Here is a 16,181-nt window from a genome sequence, read left to right as displayed (position 1 = left end):
GCGCGCACAGGGCGTACGCTGCAGGCCGATTTTCTGCAGAACTAGCGCGGATAAAACCCCAGCTGCGCCGACAGGCGCGCTGCGCGCTCGCGCAGCCAGTCAGCAGCCGGAGCGCTGCCCGCGCGCTGGGCATACGCCTGCCAGCGCGCATGCGGGCCGATCACCGCAATGCACACCACTGGCTGGCCCAGGCCGTTGTACACCGGCACACCGAGCGCTGTCACCCCTTCAATCAGTACATCGCGCACCTCGGCAATGCCCTCTTTTCGCACGGCCTGCAGAGTTTGCGCCAATGCCGCGCTGCGCCACGGCCGCAGCAGGCCCTGGTTTCTGACCACGGCTTCCACCTCCGCCGCAGGCAACAGGGCCGAAAACACCTGGCCCGTGGCCGTCTCGAACAGCGCCGCAGTCATGCCCAGCCGCATGGTCACATTCACCTGCTGCGGCCCCTGCACGCTGTGCACGATGATGGGCCCCTGGCTGCTCCATACCGCCACCGATGCCGAGCAACCAAACTGCTGCGCAATCTCGGGCAACGCGCTGCTGGCCACCTGCACCGGATCGGCCTGCTGCAGTGCAATCGCCCCCATCTGCAATGCGAGCGGCCCCAGGCCGTACAGACCCGCAGCATCCTGCACCACGAGGCCCAGCTGGCCAAAGCTGACGAGGTAAGGATGCGCCTTGGCAGGCGTCATGCCGGCCTGCGCCGCCAGATCCTTGAGCGCCAGACTGCTCCCCGCACGCACCAGCGCCAGCAGCAGCTGACCGCCCACTTCGACGCTCTGAATGCCCCGTTGCCGACTGGCAGGCAGGGGCGCGGAGTGTGTGGACGGATTTTGAAGGGACATCGCAGTCGTCAAGAAGATGGAAGAGAAGAATAAGGATGGGCAGCAGCGCAGATTGTGCAGCAATGCATTGCACCAACGCCCAAGCCAGCTACCTGTGCCAGAGCGTGCCAAGGCAACACCGACCACGCACTAGGTATTAACCATTATCAAATGCATTACACAAAAACAAATATTTGATCGACAATCAATTCAACTAAACCAAATTGATTTGTCAAAAGCAAATTCACCACCTGCCATGAACACCAAAACCTTTGCCTCCCATGCCGACACCGAAGTGAAGAAGGTGACGTTCGAGCAACTGTCCGAGCATGCCTGGGCCTACACCGCCGAAGGCGATCCGAACACCGGTATCGTCATCGGCGATGACGCGGTGATGGTGATCGACACCCAGGCCACACCCGTGATGGCGCAGGACGTGATTCGCCGCATCCGCGAAGTGACCGACAAGCCCATCCGCTACGTGACACTGAGCCACTACCATGCGGTGCGCGTGCTGGGGGCTTCGGCCTATGGCGCCGAGCACATCATTGCCAGCCAGGACACCTACGACCTCATCGTGGAACGTGGCGAGCAGGACAAGGCCAGCGAGATCGGCCGCTTTCCGCGCTTGTTCCAGAACGTCGAGAGCGTGCCCGCAGGCATGACCTGGCCCACCATCACCTTCACCGGCAAGATGACCCTGTGGCTGGGCAAGCTGGAAGTACAGATCCTGCAACTCGGCCGAGGCCACACCAAGGGCGACACCGTCGTCTGGCTGCCGGGTGAGCGCACCCTGTTCAGCGGCGATCTGGTGGAGTTTGACGCCACGCCATACGCGGGCGATGCCTACTTCAAGGACTGGCCGCACACGCTGGACGCCATTGCCGCGCTGCAGCCCGCCAACCTGGTACCTGGCCGCGGGGCGGCACTCAAGACCCCCGAACAGGTCGCAGCCGGTCTAGCGGGCACGCGCAGCTTCATCCAGGACCTGTACCAGAGCATTGCCGCCAGCGCCCAGGCCGGCAAGGACCTGAAGCTGGCCTACAAGGAAGCCTATGCCGCGCTGCAGCCCAAGTACGGCCAATGGGTGATCTTTGACCATTGCATGCCGTTTGACGTAACCCGTGCCTACGACGAGGCCACCCAGTACCCGGACCCTCGCATCTGGACAGCCGAGCGCGATCAAGCCATGTGGCAGGCACTGGAAGGCTGATTCCCCATCTACCGCCAGGAGCCGCCATGCCAGATGCCGCTGTCCGCCAATCCCTGCTCGATCAACTGCAGCACGCCGACGGCGATGCCCTGCAGGCGATGGAGTTTCCGTACCTGCGCAGCCCTGATCAGGATGCAGCAACCCCCACCCAGCACCCGGTCGTCATCGTAGGGGCAGGCCCCGTTGGCCTGAGCCTTGCGATTGATCTGGCCCAGCGCGGCCAGCCTGTGGTGGTGCTGGACAATGACAGGCACCTCTCCACCGGATCGCGCGCGCTGTGCTTTGCCAAGCGCACACTGGAAATCTGGGACCGCCTGGGCGTAGGAGAGCGGGCCGTACAAAAAGGCGTGGCCTGGAAGGTGGGCAAGGTCTTTGAAGGCGCTGCCACCGATCCCGTCTACCAGTTTGACCTGCTGCCCGAAACCGGCCACGAGCGCCCGGCCTTCATCAACCTGCAGCAGTACTATGCCGAGGCCTTTCTGGTGGAGCGTGCGCTGCAGTTGCCGTTGATCGACATCCGTTGGCAGCACAAGGTGGAACATGTGCAGAACACGGCGGGTGGCGCGGCCATTGGCGTATCGACACCCGAGGGCAGCTACCACCTGCAGGCGCAGTGGCTGGTGGCCTGCGACGGATCGCGCTCCACCGTGCGGCGCGCGCTGGGGCTGGAGACGCACGGCCAGGTCTTCAAGGACCGCTTTCTGATCGCCGATGTGCGCCTGAGCGCACCCTTCCCCTGCGAGCGCTGGTTCTGGTTCAACCCGCCCTTCCACCCGGGCCAGAGCGTGCTGCTGCACATGCAGCCCGATGGCGTGTGGCGTATCGACTTCCAGCTGGGCTGGGATGCCGACCCCGAGGTGGAAAAGCAGCCCGCGCGCATCATTCCTCGCATCGAGGCCATGCTCGGGCCCGATGTGGATGTGGAACTGGTCTGGGCCAGCGTCTACACCTTTGCCTGCCAGCGCATGGATCGCTTCGTGCATGGCCGCGTGGTGTTTGCCGGCGACAGCGCCCATGGCGTGTCACCCTTTGGCGCACGCGGCGCCAACAGCGGAGTGCAGGATGCCGACAACCTGGGCTGGAAGCTCGACGCCGTATTGCGCGGCCACGCACCTGCCCGCCTGATCGACACCTATGGCAGCGAGCGCGAATACGCGGCCGACGAGAACATTCTGAACTCGACCCGGTCGACCGATTTCATCACTCCCAAGAGCGCCATCAGTCACCTCTTTCGCAAGGCCGTGCTGCAACTGGCCCAGCACCATGGCTTTGCGCGCCGCATGGTCAATAGCGGGCGGCTGTCCGTGCCCGCAGTGCTGCAGCACAGCCCGCTGCACCAGCCGGGCAATGCAACGCCCGGCTTTGCCAGCGCCGCACTACTGGGCGCCGTGCTGCCGGACGCTCCCGTACAGTGCGCACGCACCGGACGCCACAGCTTCATCCTGCGCGAGCTGGGGCCGGATTTCAACCTGCTGTGCTTTGGCCCGCCACCCGCCTGGGCTGCAGGTATTGCCGGCCTGCAAACCATCAGCATCGGCGACCAACTGAGCACCCAGACACACCAGGCAAGCCATGCGCTGCACGACACCCAGGGCCTGCTGGCGCAGCGCCTGGGTGCCCAGACCGGCACCCTGTACCTGCTGCGACCCGACCAGCACATCTGCGCCCGCTGGCGCAGTGCCGATGCCCAAGCCATCACCGCCGCCATGGCCCGGGCGCTGGGCCACGGTCTCTGCGATACGCCAACAGCCGCAGCGCAGGCCTGCGCGGCATGAAGGAAAAGCCCATGTTTGATACCCAGACGCCCTGGCCGGGCAGCGATGACTTCTACCAATCCCTGCTGGAAGCCCACCAGGGACTGACCGAAGAAGACAGCCACGCCTTCAACGCCCGCCTCATCCTGCTGCTGGCCCAGCATGTACGCGACAACGAGGTGCTGCAAGCAGCCCTCGCAGCCGCGCGGCTGCCTGCTGGCGCTGCACGCTGAAGGCCCACATCAGTCACTGCCGCCACCGCCGCAACTGCTTCCACCACAGCTGCTGCCACTGCAGCTGGAGCTGTTGCTGTCACAGGAGCCAGCGCTGGAGCCACTACTGCCGCCATCATCGCCGCCCGTGCTGCGCGTGCTGGCACACGACTGATCGCTGGTGCTCCAATCCGAGTTCCCACTGCTCTGACTGTCTGACTGACCGGAGCCCGAGCCCCCACTGCCGCCTGATGCGTCTGCATTGGCGGCAGATGCCATCCTTGCATACTGCACCGCCCAATAGCGCAGATCGGCCTCGGCAAAGCGCTGCCCTCCTTCAATGCCGCTGTGGGCGTCCAGTGCAAACAGAAGCGGTATGCCTCCCAGCATGGCCAGTGGCAGCCAGCGCTTCGACGCCATTGCCGCATTCCAGGTGGCCTGCATGCGCTCTCGGCCCGCCTCGCCTGCGGCACCTGCCGAAGGGGGCATGTCATGCGATGGAATATGGTGGAACATCTGCCCGAACGCCTGCTGGCAGAACAGCTGGTAGCGCCGCGTATCCAGAATGAAGGTATGCCAGAGCGCATCTGCCAGGTTGGAAGGCATCAGCAAGCGCTCGCCAGGTGCCAGCAGATGCATGACGAAAAACTGGCGCAGCGCATGCTCTGCGTGCTTGTAGCCCTCCGCGTCCAGCCTCGGATAGGCGACGCGCAGCGCATCGTGGTAGCGTGGCTGAAATGCATAGGCCTGCACATAGCGCAGACGCTGCTGCCGCAAGCGAGAGCGCCCCATACGCCTGCGCCACCACACCCCAACGACCAGTGCCACCGCACCTGCCAGCCAAACCAGATACATCCAGAACACCTCTTTGAACAGGTTCTTAGCCTGTTGAAGCCCTTACGCGGTGCCTTCAACCATCGCCATTGCTCCTGTACAGGCTGCAATCATCGAAGCACGAAGTGAAAGACCGCTCCGCTACCAGCCTCCGGCACCAGCCGTATCTTACTGGCATGCAGCTGCAGGATGCGGTGCACGATCAACAGCCCGAAACCTCCTGCGCGCGCGCCCGGTGATGCGGCATCCATTGCAACCGGGCGCTCGAACAAATGCTTCTTCAAGGCGGACGATACCCCCGGGCCGGTATCGCGCACTGTCACTTCAATGCCTCCGGCCGCATGCGGCTGCAGCCCCACCGTGATCTCGCCGCCGGTTGGCGTGGCACGCACCGCGTTGTCGATCAGGTTCACCAGTACGCGCTCCATCATCGCAAGATCGGCTGTCACCGGGGGCAGATCGGGTGCGATGTCGGCCATCAGGCGCTGCTGCTTGGCCTGCACGGTCAACTCGAACTTCTGGAACACATCCTGCAGCAGATCGGTGAGAAAGAACTGCTCCATGTCCGGCTTGGCCACGCCGTACTCCAGCCGCGCGAGCTCGAACATCTCCTGCGCAAGGCGCCCCACCTTGCGACTTTGCTCCAGTGCAATGTCAAGGTAGCGGCCCTGCTCGTGCGGCGCCAGCACCTCGGATTTCATGCGCAGCGTCTCCAGATAGCCGTGCAGCGACGTCAGCGGCGTGCGCAGATCGTGCGACAAATTGGCAAAGAGCTCGCGGCGCTGCTCGTCCTGCTGCCTCAGCGCCTGCCATTGCTCTTCGGTGCGCTCTGCGAGCCGCTCGAAACTCTGGCTCAGCAAGGCCATCTCGCCGCCGCCACGCGCCGCGCGGTGCAGCAAGGGCCTGGCCTGCGGCAGCCACGACAGGCCCCTGACTTCCAGCCCGCGCACACCATCGGTCAGTGCACGCAGTGGGCGCGTGATGAGGCGGAACGCTGCCAGCCCCGCGACCGTACCGAGCAAGGCGACCAGCGCCATCGACCACAGCATGGCGTTTGCCGCGCTGCCCGCATTCACACGCGAGGCCAATGTCTCGCGGTTCTCACCCTGCAGAATCACATACACATAGCCCGCGTCGCGGCCCGCCAGTTGCAGCGGCGCAGCGCTGAACACCTTGTGGCCCAGGGGACTGCGCGGGTCATCACCAAACACCGGCAATGCACTGCCACCCAGCAGGCGGTGTACAGGGGCAAGATCGATCTGCTCGCGCTTGACGGCACCTTCGGGTGCCGAATACGAACGGATGCGGCCTGCAGCATCCAGCAAATACACCTCAACACTCGGATTCACCGCCATGAGCTTGTCGAACAGGCCGCTTACTGCGGTGGGGTTGAAGCCCTGCGGCTCCATCAGCTCCGGATACAGCGCAATCTGCGGCGCAAGGTCCAGCGACAGGCGCTGGATGACCTCCTGCTCATGGCGCTCGCTGCCGCGCATCTGCAGGGCAACCGACGCCGCGCAGCAGGCCAGCAGCAGCGCCACGAATACGAAAGACAGGCGCTGCGACAGCGAAAGGCGCTGCAGACGGCGCGACAGGCTTGCAATCACAGGGCTTCCTCCACGAGTTTGTAGCCACGGCCCCAGACGGTGAGAATGCGTCGGGGATCGGCCGGGTTCTTCTCGATCTTGGTGCGCAGCCGATTGATATGCGTGTTCACGGTGTGCTCGTAACCATCGTGCTGGTAACCCCAGACCTGGTTGAGCAGATCGAGCCGTGAAAACACCTTGCCAGGCTGGCGTGCAAAGAAGTACAGCAGATCAAACTCGCGCGGCGTGAGCTCGACCGCCTGCCCATCCACCCGCGCCTCGCGCGCAATCGGGTCGATGCTGAGACCGCCCAGCGCCAGCACGCCAGCTTCCAGCCGAGCGTTGCGGGCCAGCGCCTCGCTGCGCCGCAACAGCGCCCGCACGCGGGCCACCAGTTCCATGACGGAGAACGGCTTGGCCAGATAGTCGTCGGCGCCCAGTTCCAGCCCCAGGATGCGGTGCACCTCGCTGGAGCGTGCGCTCGTGATGATGATCGGCACGTAATGGGCCATGGCCCGCGCGCGTCGGCAGATCTCGAGGCCATCCACACCGGGCAGCATCAGGTCCAGCACCAGCGCATGCCAGCCGCCACGCTCGACGGCGGCCAGGCCCAGGTGGCCATCTGCCACATGCTCGACCTCGAAGCCCTCGTCGCTCAGGTGCATGCGCAGCAGCTCGGCGATGTGTTCGTCATCTTCGACGATCAGGATGCGTTTTGGGGAGTCCATCAGTGCATTCTCCCGCAGAAGCGCACGATCAAGTATCACGATTTATTGAACTTTTGGTGAGGACTTGGGGAACAGCCGCATCGAACAATGCACCCCATGCCAAAGCAAATCACCTCCGCCTCTCCGCACCAGCACAGACCTCTGCAGCCACTGTGGCTGCGCATCACCCACTGGCTCAATGCCGTGGCCGTCGTGGTCATGGTGATGAGCGGATGGCGCATCTACAACGCCTCGCCCATTTTTGGCGATTTCCGCTTTCCCGCCGGCATCACCCTGGGCGGCTGGCTGGGCGGCGCGCTGCAATGGCATTTTGCCGGCATGTGGCTGCTGGCTCTCAATGGCCTCGCCTACCTGCTGCTCAACTTGCTTACCGGCCGCTGGGCACGGCGCATGTTTCCCGTCTCGCCGCGCGGCGTGCTGCGCGATGCATGGCTTGCACTGACCGCGCGGCTGTCCCATGCAGACCTGGGCCACTACAACCAGGTGCAGCGCGCGGCCTATCTGTTTGCCGTGGCAGACCTGGTGCTGTTGGTGGTGAGCGGCCTGGTGATCTGGAAGTCAGTGCAGTTTCCGCTGCTGCGCGAGCTGCTGGGCGGCTACGAGATGGCGCGGCGCATTCACTTCATAGCCATGGCCTTGCTGGTCGGCTTCATCGCGGTGCACATCGCCATGGTCGTGCTGGTTCCGCGCTCACTGCTCACCATGCTGCTGGGCCGCTCCACATTGCAACGCAAAACACAACCGGAGAGCGCAGCATGAACCCATTCATCTGGCAACGTAATAACGCGGACGCAATCGTGTCCGAGGCACGCAAGCTGATCACAAAACAGCTGCCGCAGGATGCGCGCAGACAATTCCTCAGGCGCGGACTCACGCTGGGCGGCCTTGCCTTGCTCAGCGGCTGCCGCATCGACGACAGCGCCACTGCCGAAGCCGCGCTCACACGCATCTCCCGCGTCAACGATGCCGTGCAGGGCTGGCTGTTCGACGGCTCGCGCCTTGCGCCGACCTACCCCGACTCGATGATCGCGCGCCCCTTCCCATTCAATGCCTTCTATGCCGAAAGCGAGGTACCGCGCGTGGATGCGAGCAGCTACCGGCTGGAAGTCTCCGGCCTCGTCGCCGACAAGCGCCGCTGGCAGTTGCACGAGCTGCGCGCCCTGCCCCAGCACAGCCAGGTCACGCGCCACATCTGTGTGGAAGGCTGGAGCGCCATCGGCAAGTGGGGCGGCCCGCGTTTTGGCGACTTCCTGCGCGCCGTGGGCGCCGATCTGAGCGCTCGCTACGTCGGCTTTCAATGCGTCGACAGTTACTACACCAGCATCGACATGGCCACGGCCCTGCATCCGCAGACGCTGCTGGCTCTTGATTGGGACGGGCAGCCGCTGCCGCCCCGCTATGGCTTTCCGATGAAGCTGCGCATGCCGACCAAGCTGGGCTACAAGAACCCCAAGCACATCACAGCCATTTTCGTGAGCAACACCTACAACCGTGGCTACTGGGAAGACCAGGGCTACAACTGGTTCGGCGGCAGCTGATGACTGCCAGCGTTTCCGTTTCCCCACGGCACATGCCGTTTTCTCCCCACGGCTTCTGCCGTTTCCTGCAACCTCAACTTTGAAAGTTCCATCATGAAAAACGCATTCACCACCACCGCGCTCACCCTGTGTCTGGCTCTGGGCACCGCTTCCGCATTCGCAGCCGATCCGATGGCCAAGGACGCCATGGGCATGGACAAACCATCGGCCATGGGCATGGACGCCATGAAGAAGGATGCCATGGGCAAAGACGCCATGAAGAAGGATGCTATGGGTAAGGATGCCATGGACAAAGACGCAATGTCCAAGGACAGCATGGGTAAGGACGCCATGAAGAAGGACGCCATGGGCAAAGACGCCATGTCCAAGGATGGCATGAGCAAGTAACCCTGGGCCTTGGCCAGAACGTCGCTATCGCAACGGTCCGTTCTGGCTGAACAACACCGCCGCCGCGCCTTGGCCGGGCTCAAGGCCCATCACGGCTGCGACGGCACCACCACCGCTGCGCCCGTCGCGTAGAAGTGCCCACCTGCCACGTAATGCAGGGTGCGCAGCTCGGGCGGAGCGGTCTCGAACATCCAGTGGCCGTTGGCAAACACACGGCTGTCGGCCCAGGCGCCCATCACCTCGCCAATGAACAGGTCATAGGCCTGCTGGTTGTGTAGCTCGGGGATCAGGCGGCACTCCAGCCAGGCTGCGCAACCGGCAACCAGGGGCGTGTCATGCCCAGGCGCAGAGAACAGTTGCACGCCCGATTGCGCCAGCTTGTCCGGTTGCTGCAGGGCGCTCACCGTACCCAGCTCCACCGTCATGGCAGCCTGCGGCACCGTGGGCAATTGCAGCGCAAAGCGCCCGCTGCCTTCCACCAGCGCCCGGGTTCTGGTGGCCTTGTCCAGCACCACGGTCACCTTGGGCGGGCTGAAATCCAGCGCGCACGCCCAGGCGGCCGCCATCACATTGCACTCGCCCGCGTGCTGGGCAGACACCAGAACCGTCGGCCCATGGTTGAGGACCCGGTAGGCCTTCTCCAGCGGAACGGATTGAAAATAGGTCTCAGCGCCCAGCTGTTGTGCGGTACCTGCTATTGAATTCATAGTTTTACACTGCTTTCAGATCGTCCTATTGTGCAGCGCAGATACCCTCTGGCCCCCACCCGGCCTCACCCGGCATGGGGCGCCCAGGTTCAGATCTTGATATCTGCCGCCTTGACCACCTTGGCCCATTTGTCCATCTCGGACTTCAGGCGCCTGGCCATGTCCTCGGGTGTGCCGGGGTCGGCCTCGGCGCCTGCCACATACAGGCGCTGCTTGACCTCCGGGTCTCGCATCACCTTGTTGAAATCAGTGTTGATTTTGGCGATCACATCCTTGGGCGTACCTGCCGGTGCAAACAGGGCGGCCCACGAGTATGCGTCGTAACCGGGCAGGCCCTGCTCTGCAATGGTGGGCACATCGGGCAGCAGCGCCGATCGCTGGGGACTGGCCACGCCCAGCACCCGCACCTTGCCAGTCTTGATGTGGGGAATGGCCGAGGGCGCGTCGCTGAACATCATGGCCACCTGGCCACCCAGAACATCGGTCATGGCAGGCGCGCTGCCCTTGTATGGAACATGCAAAAGCTTGGTGCCCGCGTGCATGTTGAAAAGCTCGCCCGCGAGGTGCGTGCCACCACCATTGCCGGACGAGGCAAAGCTGAGGTTGCTGTCCGGCTTTTTGGCCAGGGCTATCAGCTCTTTCACATTCTTGGCCGGCACGCTGGGGTTGACGACCAGGAACACCGGGAACATGGCGGCAAAGCTGATAGGCGCAAAGTCCTTCTGAATGTCGTAGCCCAGCTTGGCATGCAGCGAAGGATTGACCGAATGGTGTATGGCGCCCACAAACAGGCCGTAACCGTCGGGCGCCTGCTTGGCGGCCACTTCGGCACCCACAATCCCGCCGCCGCCTGCGCGGTTGTCAACAAAGGTGGCCTGGCCCCACAACTGCCCCAACGGCACGGCAAAAGCCCGCGCCGTGGTATCCACCGGCCCGCCAGGCGGGAACGGCACGATGAATTTCACCTGCTTGCTGGGGTAGTCTGCCGCGTGCGCCGCCTGCCAGGGAAGCGCGGCAGCAAGGGGCGAGGCGCCGAGGGCCAGCATTTGGCGGCGATTGAGGATGGCCATGGTTTGTCTCCGGTTCTGGTTTTTCAAAACCGCCATCATCGGGGCAGGCCCGCGCTTTGTGTGCACCGTGCGGTTTGCGTTTGCCAAACCTCCACTTCCGCAGGGCGAAAACGGCGTATCGCATAGGCTACAGTTTTTCCGCCTTTTCAGTGGCACAAAGCGCGGCGCTTGTGCACGCGGGGCCTGGGTTTGTATAACAATAGCGGCCAACGAATGTGTTGACGAATTCCTGCAGTTCCCCACGCAGGCCAGGTCACTTGCCACCGAGATACTCCACGCCACCCAATGTCCGCTGTATTCAATTTCACCTTCGTGCCCTGGTTCCGCTCAGTGGCACCCTATATCCACAAGTTCCGCAACCAGACCTTTGTGGTGGGGATCACCGGTGAAGCCATCGCGGCAGGCAAGCTGCAATCGATTGCGCAGGATCTGGCGCTGATCCAGGCCCTGGGGGTCAAGATCGTGCTCGTGCATGGTTTTCGCCCGCAGGTGAACGAGCAACTGGCTGCCAAAGGCCACGCGCCCCGCTATTCGCACGGCATCCGCGTGACCGATTCCGTTGCGCTGGACTGCGCCCAGGAAGCCGCGGGCCAGCTGCGATTCGAGATCGAGGCCGCTTTCAGCCAGGGCTTGCCCAATACGCCCATGGCCGGGGCCACGGTGCGCGTCATCTCCGGCAATTTTGTTACCGCGCGCCCGGTCGGCATTGTGGATGGCGTGGATTTCATGCATTCGGGCCTGGTGCGCAAGGTCGATGTCGGCGGCATCCACCGTACGCTCGACATGGGTGCCATGGTGCTGGTGTCGCCCTTTGGCTTTTCACCCACGGGCGAGGCGTTCAACCTGAGCATGGAAGAAGTCGCCACGCGCATTGCCATCGAGCTCAAGGCCGACAAATTGATGTTCCTGACCGAGGTGCCGGGCATCCGCCTCAAGCCGCTGGAGCCCGAGGGCGAAGACAACCCGATCGATACCGAGCTGCCGCTGGACGTTGCGCAAAAGCTGCTGGCCGAGCTGCCGCCTGCCACCCTGCCCACCGATGTGGGCTTTTACCTGCAGCACTGCGTCAAGGCCTGCAAGGATGGCGTGGAGCGCAGCCACATCCTGCCGTTTTCCACCGATGGCGCGCTGCTGCTGGAAGTGTATGTGCACGATGGCATCGGCACCATGATCATTGACGAGCGCCTCGAAGAGCTGCGCGAAGCCAAGCCCGACGACGTGGGCGGCATCCTGCAGCTGATCGAGCCTTTTGAAAAGGATGGCACGCTGGTCAAGCGCAGCCGCACCGAGATCGAGCGCGACATTTCCGCCTACACCATCATCGAGCACGATGGCGTGATCTTCGGCTGCGCGGCGCTCTACCCCTACCCCGAGGCACAGACGGGCGAAATGGCAGCCGTGACCGTTTCGCCGCAAAGCCAGGGCACGGGTGATGGGGAAAAGCTGCTCAAGCGCATCGAGCAGCGCGCCCGCGCCATCGGCCTCAAGAGCATTTTCGTGCTCACCACCCGCACCATGCACTGGTTCATCAAGCGCGGCTTCCAGCCGGTCGACCCCGACTGGCTGCCCGAGCAGCGCAAGGCCAAGTACAACTGGAGCCGCAAGAGCCAGGTGCTGGTCAAGTACCTGTAGACCTGCCAACGCTCCGCAGCGTCAGCCCCATTGCTGGACGATCTGCGCCGCAACGCTGGCCAACACTGCATCGCGGGCCGGGGGTTCTGCCTTGGTGGCTGTCAGAAAGCTGGTGACCAGAATCGGCGCGCCACCACCGGGCGGCCAGAGCAGGCCCACGTCATTGCGGGTGCCCGGGCCGGAGCCGGTCTTGTCGGCCACCGTCCAGCTCTTGGCGCCTGCACGCAGGCAGTTGTCCCCAGTCTTGTTGGCCAGCATCCAGTCCACCAATTGCTTGCGCCCGGTCACGCTCAGGGCACGGCCCAGGGTGAGCGCGCGCATGCTGGTCAGCATGGCCTCGGGGCTGGTGGTGTCACGCACATCGCCCGGGCGCGACTCGCTCATGGCGGGTTCGATCCGGTCGAGCCTCGTCACCGTATCGCCTAAGCTGCGCATATAGCGGGTAAAACCCGCTGGCCCGCCTACACGGTCCAGCAGCAGGTTGGCCGCCCCGTTGTCGCTGATGGTCATCACCGCATCGCACAGCTGCGCCACCGTCATCGGCGATATGCCGGCGTGCTTTTCCGTCACCGGCGAATGCTCGACCAGGATGGAGCGGTCAAACCGCACTTCGGCGTCGAGCCGCTCGCGCCGCACATCGACCTCGGACAGCACCTGTCCGGCCAGCAGCATCTTGAAGGTGCTGCACATCGGGAACCGCTCACCCTGCCGCCAGCCCAGGGATAGACCTGAGCCCGTGTCCAGCACCGCCACGCCCAGGCGCCCACCCACGCGCTGCTCGATCGCCTGCATGGCGCTGGTGAAGGTGCGCTGGGTCTCGCTGACCGCCGCCTTGGGCGCAGGAGATTTCCCATGCGCTGCAGCCACCATGCCGGCACTGCCGATAGCCAAGAAAAACTTTCTTCTTTTCATGATCTTCAATCCTTAAAATCAGTCATTCGTTGAGGATGGCGTGAATTTATAAGGAATAGGCCGCTTTGACCAACGATGAAAACCAAGAAGAACCCATAGAAAAACTTATACCAAATGCATTTACCGCTGAACGCATTGCGCGCCTTCGAAGCTGCCGCCCGCCACCTCAACCTCACCCGGGCAGCCTTGGAGCTGCACGTCACCCAGGCAGCGGTGAGCCAGCACATCCGCCAGTTGGAAGAACAGCTGGGCAAGCCCTTGTTCCGCCGTCTGCCGCGCGGCCTTGCGCTGACCGACGAAGGCCTGGCCCTGGTGCCCGTGGTCAGCGGCGCATTCGGCAGCCTTGCCCGCGCACTGGAGCAGGTACACGACAGGCGCCCACGCGAGGTGCTGTCGGTCGGCGTGGTCGGCACCTTTGCCGTCGGTTGGCTCCTGCCCCGGCTGCGCGCTCTGCAGGAAGCCCACGCCTTCATCGACCTGCGCATCTTCACCCACAACAACCGGGTGGATCTGGCTGGTGAAGGGCTCGATTGCGCCATCCGCTTTGGCGATGGCGCCTGGCATGGCACCGCTGCCACCTTGCTGCTGCATGCCCCGCTCACGCCCATGTGCGCCCCTGCCATCGCCGCGCGCCTCTCCCAACCCGCCGATCTGGCCCGCGAAACCCTGCTGCGCTCCTACCGCGCGGGCGAATGGAACGACTGGTTCCGCCATGCCGACATGGAATGCCCTGCACTGCGCGGCACGGTGTTTGATTCGTCGCTGACCCTGGCCGAGGCCGCTGCCCAAGGGCTGGGCGTGGCCCTGCTGCCCATGCGCCTGTTCTCCCGTGACGTGCAGGCAGGCCGCCTGATCGCCCCTTTTCCCCAGACGCTGGACACTGGCAGCTACTGGCTGACCCAGCCCAAGGCTCGCGCGCCGTCGCTCGCCCTGCAGACTTTCGAGACCTGGCTGCAGCAGCAATGCACCCAAGGCCATGAATTGCACAGCGCTTAAAACCTTCCCGGAAAGCGCCGCAAATTCAGTTACAGTCAGTTCAGCCCGCTCCCCTCTCCTACACGAGAGGCGGCACTCGTCAGACAGAGTGCTGCCAGCGGGTCTCCTAGGATCAAGACATAACACCCTAGCAAAAACATCCCCTGCGGGATGGCTCACCTTGAGAGGATCACATGCTACCCATCCGTTACACCACTTCCCTGTCGGTCATTGCCGCTGCCTTGCTGGCTGCAGGCTGCGCCTCCACCGGCGGTATCGAAGACCTGCCCCGTCCCAAGTCCGGCCACTGGCAGGTCAGCTCGACCGACCAGACTGGTGAGACCGTGACGTTCCAGGACTGCATGGACAAGGACACCTTCTACAAGACCCGTGAGCTGCAAAAGGCCAAGCACGACGTCCAGCAGTGCCAGACCGGCAGCAACAAGGACAGCAATGGCTGGCAGTTCACCTCCAACTGCAAGGTCGGCCAGACCGAACAGCGCATCGAAACCAGCCGCAAGATCACCGGCGATTTCCAGACCAACTTCCATGTGCTCTCGGTCACCAAACAGCAGATGCCCGACGGCCAGATCGTCGAGACCACGCGCAACATCAAGGGCGAATACATGGGTGCCTGCCCGGCTGGCATGAAGCCCGGCGACCGCATGTTCCCGGATGGCAACAAGATCAACTTCTACGACATCACCGGGCTGCAGGCCAAGTAAGCTGCCCGTACGCACGCGCACCCAGGCCCGGCCTTGCCGGGCTTTTTCGTTGCCGTCAACTGGCAATCAAAGCCCGTTCGATGCAGCGCAAACCAGTGGCAGATAGCGCGGCAGGCTGGGCGGCTTTTAAACCATGCAGACCACCCCAGCACGGCCCGGGCGCTATCATCTTGGCCCCATGCCTCAGCAATACCTTACCGCCGCGCTTTACCAGTTCATCGATTTGCCAGAGTTCGCGGACTGGCAGCAGCCCCTGCAAGACCTGTGCGACGCCCGCCAGGTCAAAGGCCTGCTGCTGCTCGCCCACGAAGGCATCAACGGCACCATTGCTGGCCTGCCCGATGACGTGCACGCGGTGCTGGACTGGCTCAAGCGCGATGCGCGCCTGTCCGATCTGGTGCACAAGGAGGCCTTTGCGGCCGCCAACCCTTTCTACCGCATGCGCGTGCGCCTCAAGCGCGAAATCGTCACGCTGGGCGTGCCAGAGCTCAACCCCGCGCTGAATGCTGGCCAATATGTCAAACCCGAAGACTGGAATGCCCTCATCAGCCAGCCCGATGTGGTACTGGTGGACACACGCAACGATTACGAAGTGGGCATTGGCAGCTTTGAAGGCGCGGTCAACCCGCACACCAAGAGCTTTACCGAGTTTCCGCAATGGGTGGCCGAGCAATCGCAGCCGGGCGGCGTGCTGCATGGCAAGGACAAGATTGCCATGTTCTGCACCGGCGGCATCCGCTGTGAAAAATCCACCGCCTACATGAAGTCGCAGGGCTTTGACAACGTCTACCACCTGCAGGGCGGCGTCCTCAAGTACCTCGAAGAGATTCCGCAGGACGCATCGATGTGGTGGGGCGACTGCTTTGTGTTTGACGAGCGCGTCTCGGTGGGCCACGGCCTGCAGCGCGGCCCGCACCAGCTGTGCCGCAGTTGCCGCATGCCCCTGGGCGAGGCGGACATGCAGCACCCCCACTATGTGCGCGGCGTCAGTTGCCCCTACTGCCATGGCACACGCACACCCGAGCAGCAAGCCGCCCTGGCCGAGCGCCAGCGCCAGATGGATCTGGCCGCCGCGCGTGGC

16 protein-coding genes and 1 pseudogene are annotated in these 16,181 nt (G+C 63.8%); 10 read left to right on the top strand and 7 right to left on the bottom strand.

What is annotated here, in order from left to right:
- Positions 1-41: 41 nt before the first annotated feature.
- Positions 42-848: an IclR family transcriptional regulator gene (locus LAD35_RS07535; RefSeq protein WP_224152076.1), complete on the bottom strand. Its 807-nt coding sequence runs from the start codon at positions 846-848 to the stop codon at positions 42-44.
- A 235-nt stretch (positions 849-1,083) separates the two neighbouring features.
- Between LAD35_RS07535 and LAD35_RS07530 the strand changes: the two genes are divergently transcribed.
- From LAD35_RS07530 to LAD35_RS07520, 3 genes are read left to right on the top strand one after another with little or no spacing between them, the layout of a single operon-like run.
- On the top strand, positions 1,084-2,040 hold the full coding sequence (locus LAD35_RS07530) for an MBL fold metallo-hydrolase (RefSeq protein WP_224152075.1): 957 nt from the start codon (positions 1,084-1,086) through the stop codon (positions 2,038-2,040).
- Between the two features lie 26 nt (positions 2,041-2,066).
- Complete coding sequence (locus LAD35_RS07525; RefSeq protein ID WP_377779399.1) at positions 2,067-3,815, top strand: FAD-dependent oxidoreductase; 1,749 nt, start codon at positions 2,067-2,069, stop codon at positions 3,813-3,815.
- Positions 3,816-3,826: 11 nt separating this feature from the next.
- Entirely contained in the window at positions 3,827-4,027 is a 201-nt protein-coding gene (locus LAD35_RS07520) for a DUF2783 domain-containing protein (protein ID WP_224152074.1), read from the top strand.
- Positions 4,028-4,036: 9 nt separating this feature from the next.
- On the opposite strand, the gene LAD35_RS07515 is transcribed toward LAD35_RS07520, so the two are convergent.
- From LAD35_RS07515 to LAD35_RS07505, 3 genes are all read right to left on the bottom strand, one after another.
- Complete coding sequence (locus tag LAD35_RS07515) at positions 4,037-4,861, bottom strand: glycine-rich domain-containing protein (RefSeq protein ID WP_224152073.1); 825 nt, start codon at positions 4,859-4,861, stop codon at positions 4,037-4,039.
- A gap of 89 nt (positions 4,862-4,950) precedes the next feature.
- Complete coding sequence (locus tag LAD35_RS07510; protein ID WP_377779400.1) at positions 4,951-6,447, bottom strand: sensor histidine kinase; 1,497 nt, start codon at positions 6,445-6,447, stop codon at positions 4,951-4,953.
- Complete coding sequence (locus LAD35_RS07505) at positions 6,444-7,154, bottom strand: response regulator transcription factor (protein WP_224152072.1); 711 nt, start codon at positions 7,152-7,154, stop codon at positions 6,444-6,446. The genes LAD35_RS07510 and LAD35_RS07505 overlap by 4 nt, the downstream gene beginning before the upstream one ends.
- A gap of 87 nt (positions 7,155-7,241) precedes the next feature.
- On the opposite strand from LAD35_RS07505, the gene LAD35_RS07500 reads away from it, so the two are divergent.
- From LAD35_RS07500 to LAD35_RS07490, 3 genes are all read left to right on the top strand, one after another.
- Positions 7,242-7,913, top strand: a complete 672-nt coding sequence (locus LAD35_RS07500) for a cytochrome b/b6 domain-containing protein (RefSeq protein WP_396022776.1) — start codon at positions 7,242-7,244, stop codon at positions 7,911-7,913.
- A complete protein-coding gene (locus tag LAD35_RS07495) occupies positions 7,910-8,692 on the top strand; it encodes a molybdopterin-dependent oxidoreductase (protein ID WP_224152070.1) in 783 nt (260 codons plus the stop codon). Before LAD35_RS07500 ends, LAD35_RS07495 begins: the two co-directional genes overlap by 4 nt.
- Before the next feature lie 93 nt (positions 8,693-8,785).
- Positions 8,786-9,079 (top strand): pentapeptide MXKDX repeat protein, encoded by a 294-nt coding sequence (locus LAD35_RS07490; protein ID WP_224152069.1) that lies wholly within the window; start codon positions 8,786-8,788, stop codon positions 9,077-9,079.
- An 89-nt stretch (positions 9,080-9,168) separates the two neighbouring features.
- On the opposite strand, the gene LAD35_RS07485 is transcribed toward LAD35_RS07490, so the two are convergent.
- Positions 9,169-9,786, bottom strand: coding sequence for a flavin reductase family protein (locus LAD35_RS07485; RefSeq protein ID WP_224152068.1), 618 nt, complete (start codon positions 9,784-9,786; stop codon positions 9,169-9,171).
- A gap of 89 nt (positions 9,787-9,875) precedes the next feature.
- Entirely contained in the window at positions 9,876-10,856 is a 981-nt protein-coding gene (locus LAD35_RS07480; RefSeq protein ID WP_224152067.1) for a Bug family tripartite tricarboxylate transporter substrate binding protein, read from the bottom strand.
- A gap of 285 nt (positions 10,857-11,141) precedes the next feature.
- Here LAD35_RS07480 and argA point away from each other — a divergent pair, with 285 nt between their 5' ends.
- Positions 11,142-12,488, top strand: a complete 1,347-nt coding sequence (argA, locus tag LAD35_RS07475) for an amino-acid N-acetyltransferase (RefSeq protein WP_224152066.1) — start codon at positions 11,142-11,144, stop codon at positions 12,486-12,488.
- Between the two features lie 21 nt (positions 12,489-12,509).
- Here argA and bla read toward each other — a convergent pair whose 3' ends face one another.
- Entirely contained in the window at positions 12,510-13,400 is an 891-nt protein-coding gene (gene bla, locus LAD35_RS07470) for a class A beta-lactamase (protein ID WP_224152065.1), read from the bottom strand.
- Positions 13,401-13,514: 114 nt separating this feature from the next.
- Between bla and LAD35_RS07465 the strand changes: the two genes are divergently transcribed.
- From LAD35_RS07465 to trhO, 3 genes and pseudogenes are all read left to right on the top strand, one after another.
- Entirely contained in the window at positions 13,515-14,396 is an 882-nt protein-coding gene (locus LAD35_RS07465; RefSeq protein ID WP_224152064.1) for a LysR family transcriptional regulator, read from the top strand.
- Positions 14,397-14,569: 173 nt separating this feature from the next.
- Positions 14,570-15,100, top strand: a complete 531-nt coding sequence (locus LAD35_RS07460) for a DUF3617 domain-containing protein (RefSeq protein WP_224152063.1) — start codon at positions 14,570-14,572, stop codon at positions 15,098-15,100.
- A 133-nt stretch (positions 15,101-15,233) separates the two neighbouring features.
- A pseudogene (gene trhO / locus LAD35_RS07455) lies at positions 15,234-15,935 on the top strand (oxygen-dependent tRNA uridine(34) hydroxylase TrhO); the annotation flags it as partial.
- Between the last annotated feature and the right edge of the window lie 246 nt (positions 15,936-16,181).

This window comes from Comamonas odontotermitis (assembly GCF_020080045.1).
GTDB lineage: Bacteria > Pseudomonadota > Gammaproteobacteria > Burkholderiales > Burkholderiaceae_C > Comamonas > Comamonas odontotermitis.
Note: the sequence above shows the minus strand (reverse complement) of the source record. Positions and strands in the feature narration are given on the sequence as shown.

Bases quoted from the DNA above. Each gene is read 5' to 3' on its own strand.
- LAD35_RS07535 (WP_224152076.1), bottom strand. From the start codon at position 848: ATGTCCCTTCAAAATCCGTCCACACACTCCGCGCCCCTGCCTGCCAGT.
- LAD35_RS07490 (WP_224152069.1), top strand. From the start codon at position 8,786: ATGAAAAACGCATTCACCACCACCGCGCTCACCCTGTGTCTGGCTCTG.
- LAD35_RS07505 (WP_224152072.1), bottom strand. From the start codon at position 7,154: ATGGACTCCCCAAAACGCATCCTGATCGTCGAAGATGACGAACACATC.
- LAD35_RS07495 (WP_224152070.1), top strand. From the start codon at position 7,910: ATGAACCCATTCATCTGGCAACGTAATAACGCGGACGCAATCGTGTCC.
- argA (WP_224152066.1), top strand. From the start codon at position 11,142: ATGTCCGCTGTATTCAATTTCACCTTCGTGCCCTGGTTCCGCTCAGTG.
- LAD35_RS07500 (WP_396022776.1), top strand. From the start codon at position 7,242: ATGCACCCCATGCCAAAGCAAATCACCTCCGCCTCTCCGCACCAGCAC.
- LAD35_RS07460 (WP_224152063.1), top strand. From the start codon at position 14,570: ATGCTACCCATCCGTTACACCACTTCCCTGTCGGTCATTGCCGCTGCC.
- LAD35_RS07465 (WP_224152064.1), top strand. From the start codon at position 13,515: ATGCATTTACCGCTGAACGCATTGCGCGCCTTCGAAGCTGCCGCCCGC.
- bla (WP_224152065.1), bottom strand. From the start codon at position 13,400: ATGAAAAGAAGAAAGTTTTTCTTGGCTATCGGCAGTGCCGGCATGGTG.
- LAD35_RS07485 (WP_224152068.1), bottom strand. From the start codon at position 9,786: ATGAATTCAATAGCAGGTACCGCACAACAGCTGGGCGCTGAGACCTAT.
- LAD35_RS07480 (WP_224152067.1), bottom strand. From the start codon at position 10,856: ATGGCCATCCTCAATCGCCGCCAAATGCTGGCCCTCGGCGCCTCGCCC.
- LAD35_RS07530 (WP_224152075.1), top strand. From the start codon at position 1,084: ATGAACACCAAAACCTTTGCCTCCCATGCCGACACCGAAGTGAAGAAG.
- LAD35_RS07520 (WP_224152074.1), top strand. From the start codon at position 3,827: ATGTTTGATACCCAGACGCCCTGGCCGGGCAGCGATGACTTCTACCAA.
- LAD35_RS07515 (WP_224152073.1), bottom strand. From the start codon at position 4,861: ATGTATCTGGTTTGGCTGGCAGGTGCGGTGGCACTGGTCGTTGGGGTG.
- LAD35_RS07525 (WP_377779399.1), top strand. From the start codon at position 2,067: ATGCCAGATGCCGCTGTCCGCCAATCCCTGCTCGATCAACTGCAGCAC.